The organism is Shewanella sp. KX20019, assembly GCF_016757755.1.
Taxonomy (GTDB): domain Bacteria; phylum Pseudomonadota; class Gammaproteobacteria; order Enterobacterales; family Shewanellaceae; genus Shewanella.
Map to the genome: position 1 here is coordinate 2,907,027 of NZ_CP068437.1, position 15,220 is coordinate 2,922,246.

A 15,220-nucleotide genomic window follows, 5' to 3' on the forward strand; every position below is an offset into this window, starting at 1 on the left:
GATACAGGAATGCAAACACCTAGCCTCGAATTAAAAGGCTCCTCTTTTACTCTCTCTGTTCTGCATATTAATAGTCAGGATATGGCAGTTATAACGGCGGAGTTAGACAGTAAACTTGCTATAGCACCTCAGTTTTTTCTTGGTGCGCCTTTAGTGGTTAATTTAAGTACCATTAAAGCGAGCAATTTTGATCTATTAGGCTTGAAAGAGATTTTGACTAGCCGCCAACTTATTATTGTTGGGATCACTAGTGCATTACCTGAAATAAATGCAATGGCAAAATCCATCGGTTTAGCCATCATTAAATCAGGCAAAGCCGCTTCAAACCAACCTCAAATGCCAAAGACCACCAAAATCGTCAAACAAAACATCCGCTCAGGTCAGCAGATCTATGCAAAAAACGGTGACTTGATTGTAATCGGTGCTGTGGGCAATGGTGCTGAAGTCATTGCAGATGGCAGTATCCATATCTATGGTACTTTGCGTGGCAAAGCAATGGCTGGCGCGGCTGGTGATAAAAATGCCGTGATAATGGCACAAAAAATTGAAGCTGAACTGGTATCTATTGCAGGTCAATACTGGTTAACAGAAAACCTTCAGCAAAACGGAGCCGCTCCGAGCGGTTGTATTCGCCTAGAGGGCGAATCGCTTACGGTTGAATCATTGCCTCTGTAAGAGCGCAAATAATAAGGAATAATAAATGGCGCAAATTATTGTTGTCACATCAGGAAAAGGCGGTGTGGGAAAAACAACCACCAGCGCGGCAATTGCAACCGGTCTTGCATTAAAAGGTCATAAGACCGTAGTGATCGATTTTGATATCGGCCTGCGTAATCTAGATTTGATTATGGGTTGTGAACGACGTGTTGTTTATGACTTTGTTAATGTCATAAACGGTGAGGCAAATTTAAACCAAGCGCTGATTAAAGATAAGCGTTGCCCTAAGCTATTTGTATTGCCTGCATCTCAGACACGCGATAAAGATGCGTTAACGAAAGAAGGCGTTGGCACTGTACTAAATAACTTGGCAAAGGATTTCGAGTATATTATTTGTGATTCTCCGGCCGGTATTGAAACTGGCGCGATGATGGCGCTTTACTTCGCCGATGTGGCCATTGTAACAACTAACCCAGAAGTGAGCTCAGTTCGAGATTCTGACCGTATTTTGGGTATGTTACAGAGTAAATCTAAGCGTGCAGAAGAGGGACTAGAGCCTGTAAAAGAGTACCTTTTACTGACTCGCTACTGCCCTGCTCGTGTAACGACTGGCCAAATGCTAAGCGTTGAAGATGTTGAGGAGATCCTCGCTATTCCGCTATTAGGTGTCATTCCAGAATCACAAGCTGTATTAAAAGCGTCAAACTCTGGTGTACCTGTTATTATTGATACAGAGAGTGATGCGGGTATGGCTTATAGCGATGCTGTTGAGCGATTGCTTGGTGAAGAACTGCCTTTCCGATTTATTATGGAAGAGAAGAAAGGTTTCTTAAAACGAATTTTTGGTAGCTAATAATGTCATTACTTGATTATTTTAAAACGAAGAAGAACACGAGTACTGCTGTAACCGCCAAAGAACGTTTGCAGATCATTGTTGCTCATCAGCGCGGTGAGCGAGATGCACCAGATTATTTTCCGCAAATGAAGCAGGAGATCATCGATGTTATTCGCAAATATGTAAAAGTCGGTGCCGATCAAGTATCAGTACAACTTGATCAAAATGACGACAACTTATCTGTACTCGAACTCAATGTCACCTTGCCAGAGCAGGGATAATACACATTAGTACGACGAGCATCACCGAGTGCATTTACGAGTGATTGCAAGTGATCTAAACGTTATTTTTAGACATAAAAAAGCCCGTGATATACGGGCTTTTTTGCGACTAACTTTTAAAGCTAAAGCGATAGAACGATTAGCCCTAAGGCTACATTTTACAAAGCAAGCGCGTTGAGTGCTTCGCTGACTACGGTTTTGCGCCAACCACTTAACACTAGAGGCAAGTCACCTTTCTTACCGTCCCATACCCATTGCAAATATTCATGGATTAACTTCTTTGACCCAAGCAACTCAATAGGAACATCCTGCGCTTCAGCTTGCTCCGCAATGCATTGTTTAATGCTCTTAAATGCAGTTTTATAACCGGTTTTAAGTGCTAATACATCTAATGGTTTAGGAAGATCTTCAAAATCAACGCTGGCAATAATCTTGATGATCTCTTTACCATGAATGCGTTTTTCCTGTTCTGTCACTTCGGTCATCTTATACAGATCATTAGTCGTCTTTGGCATTTTTTTCGCCAAAGCAATCAATGCATGATCTTTCACCACAAAACCCAGGGCGAGATCCTTAGCTATCGCACGCTTTAAACGCCAATGGGCCAACGCTTTCAGTACCGCTAACTGTCGTGGCAGCAACTGAAATGCATTTTTAACTTTAAGATAAGCCACTTCAGGAGCTGGAGCATCGAGTCGCCCTAACGTCATCCGCTCGCCGTCTTCATAGACCCAATCTAATCGCCCTTGTGACTCTAACTTTTCGACTAACTGAGGATAGAGTTCATACAAATAATAAACGTCATTAGCCGCATAATTCAATTGTGCTTCGGTTAAAGGTCGTTTCAGCCAATCGGTGCGAGACTCGCCTTTATCGAGTTTTATATCAAGGGTTTGCTCTACCAATTTGGCATAGCCCATACCATAGCCCATGCCACAAAGACCCGCGGCAATTTGGCTGTCAAATAATCGATTAGGTTGGCAGTCACCGTTATTGGCGAAGACCTCGAGATCTTCACTACAAGAATGCAGTAGCTTGATAATGTTGTCATCGGTCAGTAAGCTCCAGAATAGACTGAGATTACTGACGGCAATCGGGTCAATTAATGCTAACGTTTTACCATCATAAGCTTGAATAAGTCCTAGGCGAGCGTAATAAGTGCGAGTTCTGACAAACTCTGTGTCTATCACAAGTAACTTGGTTTCGCGGTATTGCGCTACGAGCGCCGCTAAACTGGCATCATCGTCAATATATTGAAACGCTAACAAAGTCTTCTCCAAAAATCCTGAAATAACCTGAACTCGGCCTAGTAATGCAAAAGCCGGCATACGCCGGCTTCTGTCTATAAAAAGTGGCAATTACCACTAATCCTCAAGAGTGCTAATCGTTCTTAGCTTCATCTCTCAATTCACGACGTAGGATCTTGCCTACATTCGTTTTGGGTAATTCATCTCTAAATTCTACCAGCTTAGGAATTTTATATCCCGTCAAATGTTCACGACAGTGCTTGATGATGTCCTCATTGGTTAAAGATTTGTCGTTTGTAACCACAAATACTTTCACCAGCTCACCGGAAACCTCGTGCGGTACGCCAACCGCTGCCACTTCAATGACTTTAGGATGCAACGCGACAACCTCTTCAACTTCATTAGGGAAGACATTAAAGCCTGAAACCAAAATCATGTCTTTTTTACGATCGACAATAAAGAAAAAGCCCTTCTCGTCCATATAACCAATATCACCAGTGGCTAAGTAGCCTTGTGCATCAATGACATTCGCAGTTTCTTCTGGACGTTGCCAATAACCCACCATCACCTGTGGACCTTTGGCATAGAGCTCACCGGTTTCACCTTGGGCTAGCACTTTACCATCATCATCTCTGATCTGAATGTCGGTGTTAGCGACAGGGAAGCCAATAGAACCATTGTAGCCCTCTAAGTTGTATGGGCAGCATGTCACCAGTGGTGAAGCTTCTGTTAAACCATAACCTTCCAGCAAACGAGTCTTGGTGAGCCCTTGCCACTTATCTGCAACCGCACGCTGAACTGCCATGCCGCCACCAATAGACAGTTTTAAATCTGAGAAGTCGAGCTTGGTAAACTCTTCAGAGTTAACCAATGCATTAAACAGTGTATTGACACCAGTTAATGCAGTAAAAGGATGCTTTTCTAGCTCGCTAATAAAGGCGGGGAGATCTCTTGGGTTAGTGATCAGCAGGTTATTGGCGCCTTTATGCAGGAACAGTAGACAGTTAACCGTTAAAGCAAAAATATGATAAAGCGGCAGTGCTGTAACAACGAACTCTTTACCATTGATCAGCAATGAGCCATAGGAGGCATCCGCTTGCAATAAATTGCTCACCACGTTGCCGTGGCTCAACATTGCACCTTTAGAAACACCAGTAGTACCGCCGGTGTACTGCAAAAACGCCAAATCGTCTTTTTTCACAACTGGTTTTACATATTGTAAACGGCGACCTTTCGATAACGCTTTGCGCATCGAAATTGCTTGTGGTAAATGGTATTTAGGCACCATCTTTTTAATGTACTTAACCACAAAATTAACCACAGTACGTTTAGGCGCGCTGAGTAAGTCACCTAACCCGGTTAAGATGACACTTTCAACAGGTGTTTCTGCAACCACTTTATCTAGCGTGTGGGCAAAATTTGATACAACTACAATCGCTTTAGCACCAGAATCTGTTAGCTGATGTTTCAACTCCCGAGGGGTGTAGAGTGGATTGACGTTCACCACAACCATGCCTGCACGCAAAACACCAAACAGCGCAATAGGATATTGCAGGAGGTTAGGCATCATAATGGCAACACGGTCGCCCTTACTTAGCTTTAACTCATTTTGCAGATAAGCCGCAAATGCTCGACTACGCTCTTCCAATTTACGGTACGTCAAGGTTGCGCCCATATTTACAAAGGCGGGCTGATCTGCATATTTTGAAACCGATGTTTCAAATAGATCCACTAGAGAAGCATACTGCTCCACGTCTATTTCAGAAGGCACATCATCTGGTAGATTATTAATCCAAAGTTGGTCCACAAAAATCTCCTAATATTTCCACCTGGGAAACAATACCTCAACGGTCGTTTGCAGCTTGCCAATAAACAAGCTAAACACTGTTAAATCTTTATATTTATAAGAAACGCCAATAAATCATACGAGCGTTTAAATTTTGATTATCATCACATAAATGAAACAAAAAACCTAGTCTCTTTTTCAGCCTTTAGCTGTCAAGAAATTCTCAATTGCTACCGATACCTCTTTTGCGTTACCCATGTGAAGATGATGATCGCCCTCAAGTTCCCTGACTTCAAGCTGCTTAAACCAACTTTTTGCGGCTGGTATTGCACTCTTAAGTTGAGAGAAGCCCTGATGGCCAAAAACAAGTAATGTCTCGACTTCATGTTGTTGCATTAATGCGTCAACTTGGGAGTAAACCAGTCTCAATGGGGAATCTAACTTTAAGCGGGGATCACTGCGCCAGCATACTCCAGAATCAATTTTTTTCATATTACGTTGAGTGATAACTTCGCACCATGCCACATCTAAAGCAGTAAGTTTATGACGTGCATTGACAGCAACTGAAATATCCTGATAAACACTGGGATTGGTCAACGTAGATTGTAGATAACGCCGATGGGCTACAAAGCTATTATTGAGGCGCTGCTTTGTCTTACTTTCTTTCTCATACAGTGGCGAAAGAGCTTCAATTAAGATTAACTGATCCACCTTTTCAGGGAATGCAGAGGTATAGGCTGACGCGATAATGCCCCCTAAAGAGTGTCCTAGTATCGCGATCGGTTGTTGATGCTGAGGAAGTGCATCGAGCAGAGCATCTAAATCGTAAAGATAGTCAATCCAATGTAGCGGGTATTTACCCGGTCGGTGCTCAGATAATCCATGACCTGGCCAATCGATTGCCATTATTTGGTAGTTAGTTAAATAACGGCTTAAAGGCAGAAAGCTATTGGCGTTGTCTAACCAACCATGCAACGCCAATATTAGTGGTTTGTCTTGCGAGCCCCATAATTTCGCTGATAACGTAATATGAGGTAATTGAATTGTTATTTCATTTTCTTGCCCGCAAAACAGATCCATATTATACCAATTGCCAATTACTTTTTAGTGAATTTGAGCGTCATTCTATCGCTTTCACCAATGGCGAGATACTTTTCTTTATCTTGATCATCAAGCGCTAAGCGCGGTGGTAAGGTCCAAACTCCTTTTGGATAATCCTTGGTATCTTTGGGGTTAGCATTAATTTCAGAACTTTCAACAAATATAAAACCGGCTTTTTCAGCCAGCTTTATCATTTCAGCTTGATCCATATAACCGGTTTTAGCATCCATACCTGCAACAGCTCTGTGCTCGACGACTCCAAAGGTACCGCCTGACTTCAGTACTTTATAAGCAGAATCAAAAACAGGCTCTAAATAACCTTTCATAGCCCAGTTATGTAGATTTCTAAAGGTGAGCACCACATCTGCACTATTGTCATCTCCCATTCCATAAAAGCTAGGAGGGTCGAAAGTCACCGTTGATCCATTACCAAGCTTGCTTTGGTTATCTTTCAGCCATTGTTCAAACTTTCTACCGGCTTTAGCGCGATATCCATTACGTTGTTTTTCATCTGTTGGATTAGCGTTAAAGTTAGCACCGATATAATGCCCTTTTTCTGCAAGGTAAGGAGCGAGGATCTCAGCATACCAACCGCCACCAGGCCATAACTCAATGACGGTATCTGTAGGTTCTACACCGAAAAATGCAATGGTTTCTTTTGGATGTCTGTAATTGTCTCTGGCGGTGTTCTTAGCTTGACGAAAATCACTACTTACAGCGCTATCCAGTACCGTATTTTCATGGACATGGGCAGAAACAGTAGGGCTAATAATTGACAGGCCAAACGCACCTGTAACAATAAGACTTGCGGCTAGGGTGTTAATTTTCATTCGATATCTCCATATGGGCTGGCATCAACCTATCAGTCAATAGCTTAAAATCCAAGCCTATGAAACAGAGATTTACACTTTGTTAAATTATTTTGCTTTCAGTTTATCCGCTTGTCTATCGACTCGACGCCAGCAAAGAAATAACATAAAGGCACTGGTTGCAAGCCAAACAAGCACCCAGAACCATGCAGGGATCCAGCTTTGTCCAGCTAACATGTTCGCATCACCCTGCCCCTTTAGGCCAAATAACACCGTCGGGCTAGCGAGTGCATTTAAAATTACCATCAATCCCATAATACGCAAACTGGTGGCTAAGTAGCGATTAAGCTTTAGTTTTAATGGCATTAAAAAAAGCAGTGCGAGTGACACTAAAATAGATATGGTTAGTAGATCTCTAGCCCAAAGCAGCGTCGTTAAGGTAACGCCAGCGCCTAACAAACCGAAGCTAAAACGGATCCCTTTAGGCCAGGTTGCAAAGGTAAAAATTAAGTAGCCCCATAATGCAGCACCAAAATAACCAGAGAACCCAATCACTAAAGGCCAACCACCTTGGCTAAAGCAAAGACCAGCGCCATTAGGAAATAGCTGTATGTGGCTAACGGCTCCACCCGTAAAGAGTGTCGCTAAGCCATGGGACAATTCATGAAAGTAACTTTCTAACCATTTAAACGGCACACTTATAAAAGGCAGTTTTGTCACTAAGAATGCAATCAATAGCTCAATAAAAAAACGTCCACGAGTTGGAGTACCTGAAGACGCTGGAGTTAGAAATTGACCTGAGTGGTTCGAAGAGCTACTTGCTGGCCGAATACTAGGCATAGGTGTCTATGCCTACCATCTGCTGGATCTCTTCACGTTTTGCAGCATGTTGATTAGTGAGATACTCAGCCACTGCGCCGCGGTGGCCTCGCGTTTCATTTTCATACTCAATATGCGCACCAAGTCGAGACTTTAGTGCTGCGGCATCTTCATTATAATCATTAAATTGATAGGACTGCTGTGCCTGGATCGGCAGCACTGGATCCGCTGCATCTACAGTTACAGCAGCAGCCTGATTTGTCCCTATCGACTTATTAACTTCAACTTTTGAAGGTGCAAGTTGATTTGAATTAATTTGCATCAAATCGTCCCTAATCTATAAAAAATGCAGCGAACTTTTCACCCAAGCTTACCCAACTTACTATTTCCCTGGGAGTTTTTTCCACGTTACCGTGTCACGCAGGTAAACGGGTTTTAGCTCATCTACACTGGTGCTCAACCCTAAAGCATGCCCTTTTTTCGCCAAAACAGCCATAAACTTTGCATCTGGATATTTAGCAAGCTCGCATACTATAAGCCCTCCCGCCAATGCTAATAACTGCGGGTAGGCGTCAAAACCTGTGCCACATGCTGTTATCGTATCGGCTTCATTCAAGCTTAGCACTAACGCTTCAGGTGCGCTGACAACCTCTTCATTGACCAAAGTGGCTAAACCATCAACGTTGATATATTGTCCCCAATAGATCTCACCCATACGGGCATCTATCGCCGCTAGCACCTGATTAGCACCATTTTCAATCGCTGCTTGTGCCATTGTTGCCAGCGTAGAAATACCGATAACTGGCAACGACTGACCCAAAGCTAATCCTTGGGTGATACTGGTACATATTCGAATACCAGTAAAACTGCCCGGACCTCTGCCGTAAGCAATTAAGTCAACATCGGTAAGTTTTAACTCAGCTTGTGATAGCACAGATTTCACCATGGGTAATAACCTTTGGCTGTGTTCCCGTGGTGCATCAGCTTGCTCACTGAAGACGTTATTATTGTGCGTTAGCGCTGCAGAGCATGACTCTGTACAGGTATCAAGAGCGAGTATACTCAACGAAGATGCTTCAATGGACTGTTCTGTCATTTATTACTTACCAAACTCAATAATCGGGCTAAACACGTAAAATTTGTACCTACGTATTGCAGTTGAAACTCACTATGACGAACTCAGAAATTATTACCGAGTCGCAGTTCACAGCATAGCTCACTATAAAAGAGCGAGGATTATACCTAATCCGCCCCGTCCCTTTAAGCATAAGTCGAAAAATAGTTTCCCCAATACAACTATTTTGTTGTAAAAAACGCCAATGACGGCGATTTATTTATACCTATAGATGAAAATTAACGAGCAAGTTCAATAAATGCTGCAGTGTACATCTTTAAATTCAGCATGAATTGATCATAAGTGATAAATTCATTCTCGGTATGACCGGTATATTCTACGCCAGGCATGGCGGGGCCAAAACTTAAAGCATTAGGAAACAGTTTACTATTAGTTGACCCTCCAATAGCAACAGGTTGAGGATCTTTCACCCCGGTGAAGTGAGCGTAAACACCAAGTAAAGTATCAAGATGTGGCGCATCTTTCATCACCATAGGTTCGCCCCAATAAGTCTCTAAATCCACCAATTTAACCTGCTGCTTTGTTTGCCATAGCTGCAATGCTTCAGCTACTTGGCTGTCAAGCTGTTCAGGCGTTTTTCCCACTGGACGGCGTAGATTAATCATCACCTGAGTGCCCTCTTTTCCAGTTTTTACTATGGTTGGTGCTAAACTCATTGGCCCCATAAAGTCATCTTTATAAGCGATTTCACCAAACTGCTCAGCATAAATACCCATACCCACCATTTCGTGGATAAAAGTCTGAGTTAATGAAGCGGTTGTTTTGGGCCACTGATGAGTTGCAAGCAACTGCGCAAGATGCGTTACGGCATTAATACCATCTTCGGGAGTCGAAGAGTGTGCCGCTTTTCCATCAGCGCGAATAAGCAAACTACTGCCTTTCTGTTCAAAGCGATAATGCATTCCCTGTTGCTTCTTTGCTTGCTGTTTTAATTGCTTAATCAGCTCTTCATCTGCAAAGCTAATTTCGGCTTGGGCTTGCTGTGGTACCTGACTTCCAAAATAACCACCGGAAAACTGGTTAAGTATCGGTCGCTTCCCATTAGCATTTATTTCTGTGACTGCTGGAATAACAAATTCAATTTTACTCCAGCCTTTTTCCGCGGTGACAACCGGATACTCGGCATCGATGGTAATGTTGATATCTGCAGGAGTAAAAGTAGTCAAAAAGGTTTTAAGTGGTGCCCAATTTGATTCTTCAGCCAAATAAACCATCAGTTCGATACGTTTATTTAGCTTTATACCATTGTCTTTTATCGACTTCATTGCATACATCGCAGTGACGATAGGACCTTTATCATCTTCGGTGCCGCGGCCAATAAGTTTACCTGGCTGTGAGAGCATATCCAGTTGATACGGGCTTTGGTGCCACAACGTAGGGTTTGCAGGCTGCACATCGCCATGAGTAATCACCCCCAGCTTATCTTGTTGCTGGCCTAGGCCGATTAAAATTACGTAGCCGTGATCGGCATAATCTAAACCCAATTGCTGACTTAGGCTTTTAAGCTCACTTTTAAAGCCTATAAATTCTGGATTAGTATCTGGCGTTGTGCCATCAACCGCAACGGTATTAAATCGAACTAAAGTTTTCAGACTGCTTACCATCTCTTCTGCATAATGCTCAACGGCATAGTTGGCAACCTTGTCTGATTCAGGTTCAACGGCATAAATTGGGAGAGAAAGTAAGGCTATAAAAAGCAGAGGTAATCGTTTCATGGTCGTCCATTTTATTATTATATTTAAAAAACGGCCTCAGTTTGCCATAACTTTTGCCCCCAAAGTGATAAAAAGTAGCCATTCAAAATATTTGTTACAAACAATACGGTTTTTTAATAGATTTAACATGACCAACCGTGATATTTAATGACGTTAACGTCAATGCAAAGATATTGATGAAAATTAAAACAAGTGAAATCGGGGATTTAAAATATGAAGGGATCAACCCTTAAACCATTGGTTGCAGCCATAGCAATCACACTGTCTCTTGGCGCTTGCAGCAGCGCGAATAACACCACAGACAACCAAACAGCAGCTAATGTTGTTGCCCAGCAAGTTATTGAAAAAAATGTGAGCAATCCATTTTTCGCACCCTATGACACCTATTTTGGCATTCCAGATTTTTCTAAAATCAAAGCAGAACATTATTTGCCTGCATTTAAAGCAGGTATTGCTCAGCATCAAGCTGAAATTCAAGCGATAATCGATAACCCAGATGCCCCAAGTTTTGAAAACACTATCGAAGCGATGGAGTTTTCAGGTGAGCTAACAACTAAAGTCGCCAGTGTTTTTTATAACTTAACCGGTGCCGACACCAATGAGCAGCTGCAAGCTATCTCTAAAGAGGTGTCACCGATGTTATCTGCCGCAGGCGATGATGTATTACTTAACGACGCGCTATTCCAAAAAGTTAAAGCCGTTTATGAGCAACGTGACACATTAAAATTGAACGTGGCTCAAGCAAAATTATTAGCCGATACTTATAAGTCATTCACTCGTGGCGGCGCTAATTTAAATGATGCTGACAAAACAAAGCTGCGTGCTCTAAATGATCAAATAGGAAAATTAAGCTTAGAGTTTGGCGACAACTTACTTGCTGAAACTAATGCATTTGAATTGGTTATCGACAGTAAAGATGAACTTTCAGGTCTGCCTGATGATGTCATCAGTGTTGCCGCGCAAACTGCGACTAAGCGAGGTCATGAAGGTAAATGGGTATTCACCACTTCACGCCCCTCCATCACGCCTTTTTTAACCTATGCAGATAGCCGCGAACTTCGCGAAAAGATCTATAAAGGTTATGTCGAGCGCGGCAATAACAATAACGAGCACGACAACAAGAAGATCCTCGCGAAAATGGCTGCACTGCGTGCCGAGCGCGCACAATTAATGGGTTATAAAACCCACGCTCACTTCGTGCTAGAAGAGCGCACAGCTCAGACGCCCGAAAATGTTTATGGCCTACTCAATAAGGTATGGCCGGCAGCTCTTGCTCAAGCGGAAGCAGAAGTAGCTGATATGCAGCAGTTGATCGACTCTGAAGGCGGTGACTTTAAGCTAGCAGGCTGGGACTGGTGGTATTATTCAGATAAAATTCGAGTGGCTAAATATAGCTTCAACGAACAGCAAACTCGCCCATACTTCTCGCTAGAAAATACCCTTAAAGGCGTATTCTATACCGCTAACCGTTTATATGGCATCACAGTTAAAGAGCGTACTGATCTGCCAAAGTACAACGACGAAGTGCGTACTTGGGAAGTGTATGACAAAGATGGCGAAATAATGGCTATTTTCATGGGCGATTATTATGTCCGTGATAGCAAACGTGGTGGCGCTTGGATGAACTCTTATCGCCAACAGTACAACATGAATGGCGTTGACTCTAAACCTATCATAGTTAACGTACTTAACTACCCGCGCCCTGTTGGTGATGCACCTGCATTACTGACATTTGATGAAGCCAGTACCCTATTCCATGAATTTGGACATGCACTGCATGGCATGTTGTCAGATGTAGAGTATCGCTCACAAGCGGGTACTTCAGTGCCCCGCGACTATGTTGAGTTTCCTTCACAAGTGATGGAAAACTGGATGACCCAACCTGAAGTGCTGGCGCAGTTTGCTAAGCATTACCAAACTGGTGAAGTGATCCCACAACAGCTTGTTAAGAAAATTCAAGCGGCGAGCAAGTTCAACCAGGGCTTTGCCACTGTTGAATATATGGCGGCAACAAAGCTTGATCTCGATTGGCACACCGTGACTGACTTTATGCCTAAAGATGCGGCAAAATTCGAAGCTGAATCTTTAAATAAGATGGGGCTTATCAGTGAGATTGCACCGCGTTACCGCAGTACTTATTTCTCACATATCTTCTCAGGTGGATATTCTGCTGGTTACTACAGCTACCTTTGGTCTGATATTCTAGGTGCTGATGCATTTGAAGCCTTTAAAGAGAATGGTATTTTCGATAAAGCCACTGCAGATGCCTTTAGAAATAACGTACTATCACAAGGCGGCAGTGAAGATCCTATGAAGCTATATAAGCAGTTCCGTGGCAAAGAAGCAGGGATCGCCCCATTACTGCGTAGCCGTGGTCTGTTAGCTAAGTAAGAAATAGATGCATGTGTGATTAAAGTATAAATCACTACAACAAGCGTTCCTTCAAAAGGCACACCCTAGGGTGTGCCTTTTTTGTTATAAATAGCATTTAAAACCAACAATGTAGCAACAACAGCTTGTAATATCGCCTAGCGGATATGCTCATGATTAAATGCTGAGCAGTGTCACAAATTGATACAACGAAAGCCAAACCTAGATCACAAAAAACACATAAAGAGTCGTTATAATCGCATCCGTTAATAGTGAGTTATGCCAAAAATAAACCTATTAACAGTTTAAGAAGTGCTTAATGGCTTCTTGGGGTCTAAACCAAATATAAGAGAATGGATATGTTAAACAAAACAGTTTTAGCAGTAGTTATCGCGTCGACACTTGGTCTAACGGCATGTGGTTCAGATGATGACAAAAATAGTGAAATTCAAGTCGATCTGCGTGTTATAGAAACATCAGATCTACACGCTAACATCATGGATTTCAATTATTACAGTGGTAAAGAAGACGCTACTATCGGCCTAGCAAGAACCGCTAGCGTAATCAGCGAAGCTCGCTCTGAATCAGCCAACGTCGTATTGGTTGATAATGGTGACCTGCTGCAAGGTAGCCCAATGGGCGATTATATTGCCAGCGTTGGGATGAGCGATACCCACCCTGCCTACAAAGCAATGAATACTCTCGACTATGTTGTAGGTAACATTGGTAACCACGAGTTCAACTACGGTTTAGAATTCTTGGAAAAAGCCATCGCTGGTGCAAACTTTCCGTACATCAACTCAAATGTAATTTGTGCTAAAAAAGACGGTTGTTGGAACGAAGTAGAGTTCGCCGACAACATGTTCACACCATACATCATCACAGATAAAGTTGTGGTTGATAGCAATGGTGACGAGCATACAATTAAAATCGGTTATATCGGTTTTGTACCACCTCAAATTCTCACTTGGGACAAAGCAAACTTAGACGGTGAAGTCGAAGTTCTCGGCATTACTCAAGCGGCAAATAAGTTTGTACCTATGATGAAGGCCGAAGGCGCTGACGTTATTATTGCAATCCCGCATTCTGGCATTGGTTCTACTGAAAACCCTGGCGATCCATGGGCAGAGAACGCGACTTACGCACTCACAAATGTTGAAGGCATCAATGCCATCATGTTTGGTCACAGTCACTCAGTCTTCCCAGCTGCAGGCTATGCAGACTTACCAAACACCGATGTTGAAAAAGGCTTACTCAACGGCATTCCAGCTGTAATGCCTGGTCGTTGGGGTGACAACTTAGGTATTGTCGACCTTAAGCTTCGCAAAGAAGATGGTAAGTGGAATGTTTACCATGAAGAGTCTCAAACTGAATCGCGTCCAGTATATGACACTGCGAATAAAGTAGAGTTAGTTGAGGGTGAGCAATCAATCCGTGACGCTGTTGCACTTGAACATGAAGGTACTTTAGAGTTTGTTGGTCAACCTATTGGTGTTGCTTCTTCTGACATGTATAGCTTCCTGACGTTGGTTCAGGATGATCCAACCGTACAGATTGTTTCTGACGCACAGATTGCAAAAGTTGCGCAAGTTATTCAAAACGGAACTGATGAAGCCTTAAAACTGCTTCCAGTATTGTCAGCCTCTGCACCGTTTAAAGCGGGTGGACGTTACGCTGAAGGCGATGCTAGCCAGTTCGTCATGGTAGAAAAAGGCGAGTTAACTTACAGCAATGCAGCCGATTTGTACCTATATCCAAATACTATGGTTGCTGTTAAAGCTACCGGTGCTGAACTGCAAGATTGGTTAGAATGTAGTGCAAATCAATTCAACCAAATTGATCCAACTAGCACTGAACCACAAAACCTAATCAACCGTGCAGGTCACCCAACTTATAACTTCGATGTTATTGATGGCCTAACTTACAAAATTGATGTCACTGAGCCAACTCGATTCGACAGCAGCTGTACATTGGTTGATGCTGATGCAAATCGTATTGTTGAATTGACCTATACCGATGCTGACGGTAAAGAGTTTACCGGTGCAGAGCTAGCAGATAAAGAGTTTGTGGTTGCATCAAATAACTATCGCGCCTTTGGTGGTTCATTTGCGGGGACTGGTTCTGATCACGTAGTACTAGAACTACCTGACTCTAACCGTGAAGCACTCGCTGAATACATCACTAACGAATCTCAGCCAGACGGTTCTGGTGGCTACAATAGCGAAGTTGATCCAAGCGCTGATTACAACTGGGATTTCAAAACAATCACTACCAGTGTAAAACTTGATGTTCGCTTTGAAACGCAAGACAGCGAGCTTGCAGATACTTTCGTTGAAGAAAATCAACAACGCGTAATGGTTAAACTAGCGAAAGATGATGAGACTGTGGCAGGTTTTGCTATCTACAGCATCGACTTAACAACAGCTCCTGTTGCTAAATAAGCTATAGATACAGAGCTATACCCA

General features: G+C 42.8%; 13 protein-coding genes. 5 read left to right on the top strand and 8 right to left on the bottom strand.

Annotated features, from left to right (window positions below; genetic code table 11):
• Positions 1-9: 9 nt before the first annotated feature.
• Genes minC through minE form a run of 3 tightly spaced genes read left to right on the top strand, consistent with a single transcriptional unit; the run spans position 10 to position 1,773 of the window.
• Entirely contained in the window at positions 10-675 is a 666-nt protein-coding gene (gene minC / locus JK628_RS12735; protein WP_202284966.1) for a septum site-determining protein MinC, read from the top strand.
• A gap of 25 nt (positions 676-700) precedes the next feature.
• Positions 701-1,510: a septum site-determining protein MinD gene (minD, locus tag JK628_RS12740; protein ID WP_202284968.1), complete on the top strand. Its 810-nt coding sequence runs from the start codon at positions 701-703 to the stop codon at positions 1,508-1,510.
• Between the two features lie 2 nt (positions 1,511-1,512).
• Positions 1,513-1,773 (top strand): cell division topological specificity factor MinE, encoded by a 261-nt coding sequence (minE, locus tag JK628_RS12745; RefSeq protein WP_202284970.1) that lies wholly within the window; start codon positions 1,513-1,515, stop codon positions 1,771-1,773.
• 158 nt (positions 1,774-1,931) lie between these two features.
• Here the strand turns inward: minE and rnd are convergent, their stop codons facing one another.
• The 8 genes from rnd to JK628_RS12785 form a co-directional block, all read right to left on the bottom strand.
• On the bottom strand, positions 1,932-3,041 hold the full coding sequence (rnd, locus tag JK628_RS12750) for a ribonuclease D (protein ID WP_202284972.1): 1,110 nt from the start codon (positions 3,039-3,041) through the stop codon (positions 1,932-1,934).
• 112 nt (positions 3,042-3,153) lie between these two features.
• Complete coding sequence (fadD, locus tag JK628_RS12755; protein WP_202284974.1) at positions 3,154-4,827, bottom strand: long-chain-fatty-acid--CoA ligase FadD; 1,674 nt, start codon at positions 4,825-4,827, stop codon at positions 3,154-3,156.
• Positions 4,828-5,004: 177 nt separating this feature from the next.
• Positions 5,005-5,886, bottom strand: a complete 882-nt coding sequence (locus JK628_RS12760; RefSeq protein WP_202284976.1) for an alpha/beta hydrolase — start codon at positions 5,884-5,886, stop codon at positions 5,005-5,007.
• A gap of 17 nt (positions 5,887-5,903) precedes the next feature.
• Positions 5,904-6,737: a class I SAM-dependent methyltransferase gene (locus tag JK628_RS12765; RefSeq protein WP_202284978.1), complete on the bottom strand. Its 834-nt coding sequence runs from the start codon at positions 6,735-6,737 to the stop codon at positions 5,904-5,906.
• Between the two features lie 87 nt (positions 6,738-6,824).
• Entirely contained in the window at positions 6,825-7,556 is a 732-nt protein-coding gene (locus JK628_RS12770) for a M50 family metallopeptidase (protein WP_202284980.1), read from the bottom strand.
• Positions 7,549-7,857, bottom strand: coding sequence for a hypothetical protein (locus JK628_RS12775; protein ID WP_202284982.1), 309 nt, complete (start codon positions 7,855-7,857; stop codon positions 7,549-7,551). Before JK628_RS12775 ends, JK628_RS12770 begins: the two co-directional genes overlap by 8 nt.
• A gap of 60 nt (positions 7,858-7,917) precedes the next feature.
• Complete coding sequence (gene tsaB, locus JK628_RS12780) at positions 7,918-8,631, bottom strand: tRNA (adenosine(37)-N6)-threonylcarbamoyltransferase complex dimerization subunit type 1 TsaB (protein ID WP_202284984.1); 714 nt, start codon at positions 8,629-8,631, stop codon at positions 7,918-7,920.
• Positions 8,632-8,888: 257 nt separating this feature from the next.
• On the bottom strand, positions 8,889-10,385 hold the full coding sequence (locus JK628_RS12785) for a dipeptidase (protein ID WP_202284986.1): 1,497 nt from the start codon (positions 10,383-10,385) through the stop codon (positions 8,889-8,891).
• A 213-nt stretch (positions 10,386-10,598) separates the two neighbouring features.
• Between JK628_RS12785 and JK628_RS12790 the strand changes: the two genes are divergently transcribed.
• Together JK628_RS12790 and JK628_RS12795 are read left to right on the top strand one after the other, a co-directional pair.
• Complete coding sequence (locus JK628_RS12790; protein WP_202284988.1) at positions 10,599-12,776, top strand: M3 family metallopeptidase; 2,178 nt, start codon at positions 10,599-10,601, stop codon at positions 12,774-12,776.
• 338 nt (positions 12,777-13,114) lie between these two features.
• The gene (locus tag JK628_RS12795; RefSeq protein ID WP_202284990.1) at positions 13,115-15,196 is read left to right on the top strand and encodes a bifunctional 2',3'-cyclic-nucleotide 2'-phosphodiesterase/3'-nucleotidase; all 2,082 of its coding nucleotides are present in this window, start codon (positions 13,115-13,117) and stop codon (positions 15,194-15,196) included.
• The last annotated feature ends 24 nt before the right edge of the window (positions 15,197-15,220 follow it).

What these genes read in the sequence shown, in the direction of transcription:
- minC (WP_202284966.1), top strand. Translation starts at nt 10, where the DNA reads ATGCAAACACCTAGCCTCGAATTAAAAGGCTCCTCTTTTACTCTCTCT.
- minD (WP_202284968.1), top strand. Translation starts at nt 701, where the DNA reads ATGGCGCAAATTATTGTTGTCACATCAGGAAAAGGCGGTGTGGGAAAA.
- minE (WP_202284970.1), top strand. Translation starts at nt 1,513, where the DNA reads ATGTCATTACTTGATTATTTTAAAACGAAGAAGAACACGAGTACTGCT.
- JK628_RS12760 (WP_202284976.1), bottom strand. Translation starts at nt 5,886, where the DNA reads ATGGATCTGTTTTGCGGGCAAGAAAATGAAATAACAATTCAATTACCT.
- JK628_RS12765 (WP_202284978.1), bottom strand. Translation starts at nt 6,737, where the DNA reads ATGAAAATTAACACCCTAGCCGCAAGTCTTATTGTTACAGGTGCGTTT.
- JK628_RS12770 (WP_202284980.1), bottom strand. Translation starts at nt 7,556, where the DNA reads ATGCCTAGTATTCGGCCAGCAAGTAGCTCTTCGAACCACTCAGGTCAA.
- JK628_RS12775 (WP_202284982.1), bottom strand. Translation starts at nt 7,857, where the DNA reads ATGCAAATTAATTCAAATCAACTTGCACCTTCAAAAGTTGAAGTTAAT.
- tsaB (WP_202284984.1), bottom strand. Translation starts at nt 8,631, where the DNA reads ATGACAGAACAGTCCATTGAAGCATCTTCGTTGAGTATACTCGCTCTT.
- JK628_RS12785 (WP_202284986.1), bottom strand. Translation starts at nt 10,385, where the DNA reads ATGAAACGATTACCTCTGCTTTTTATAGCCTTACTTTCTCTCCCAATT.
- JK628_RS12790 (WP_202284988.1), top strand. Translation starts at nt 10,599, where the DNA reads ATGAAGGGATCAACCCTTAAACCATTGGTTGCAGCCATAGCAATCACA.
- JK628_RS12795 (WP_202284990.1), top strand. Translation starts at nt 13,115, where the DNA reads ATGTTAAACAAAACAGTTTTAGCAGTAGTTATCGCGTCGACACTTGGT.